Source organism: Pseudomonas sp. RA_35y_Pfl2_P32 (assembly GCF_963970735.1).
Lineage (GTDB): Bacteria > Pseudomonadota > Gammaproteobacteria > Pseudomonadales > Pseudomonadaceae > Aquipseudomonas.
Genome location: NZ_CAXAQF010000068.1, coordinates 1 through 974 on the forward strand (window position 1 = coordinate 1; position 974 = coordinate 974).

1 protein-coding gene is annotated in these 974 nt (G+C 54.3%); it reads right to left on the reverse strand.

Annotated elements, in window-relative coordinates; translation table 11 throughout:
* A partial coding sequence (locus AACY45_RS27080) for an IS110 family transposase (RefSeq protein WP_339548496.1) occupies positions 1-897 on the reverse strand: 897 nt, incomplete at its 3' end.
* Positions 898-974 lie beyond the last annotated feature (77 nt).

Sequence of the window (974 nt, forward strand, 5' to 3'; positions counted from 1 at the left end):
ACGGACCCACTCCGCCAGCGCGCCTTTCTGTCGATCCAGATGCATCAAGTAAACCCGGGCGCACTGGATCAGCAGCCGTCTCTGGTTTCTGTCTCCACGTTTGCTGATACCTAAAAGTACAGTTTTCCCGCCCGTTGAATGCTGTTTGGGGACCAGGCCGATCGAGGCTGAATAGCCTCGGCCACATTTGAACTGCTTGCCATCACCCAACTCGGCAGCCAAGGCGCTGGAGGTGATCGGGCCGACGCAAGGGATTGTCATCAAACGAGCAGCCAGATCATCTTCAGCGGCTTGGCATTCCAGTTCCTTGTCCAAGGATTTGATCTGTTCGTGCAGGTAGTCAAAGTGGTCATGCATCCGTATCAGCAGCTTTTTGATCAGATCGGGAAGTGAGCTCGCCTCAAGCAGCGCCGTGAGCTCGTTGATCGACTTGAACCCTGGAGCCAAGCTGATCCCGACTTCCAGAAGTGCTGCGTGAATCCGATTGACGGTCGCGGTACGGTCTTTGATAAACGAATCACGCGTCGTATTGAGCATGGCCAGGGCCTGTTGAGCCTGTGTTTTGGCAGGCACAAAACGCATCGTTGGACGGGTTGCAGCTTCGCAAATGGCCTCGGCATCGGCGAAGTCGTTTTTGTTGCTTTTGACATAAGGGCGCACAAGATGTGGTGCAATCAGCTTTGCTGTGTGTCCAAACTTTGTAGCCTGCCGCGCCATGAAGTGAGCGCCGCCACAGGCCTCCATCACAACTGTGCAGGGCTCGAGATTGGCCAAATGCTGGACAAGTGCTGCGCGAGTGAATTTTTTGCGGTAAAGCTCATGACCTCGTTCATCTTGGGCGTGAAGATGAAAGGAGTTTTTACCCAGGTCGATGGCGGCGATAGCTACGTTGTTCATGAGAATGGTCTCCGATGGGCCCCTTGCGAAAGCTTAGTGAGCTATCGCAAGGGGCGGTGGGGGTAACCATTTCATTA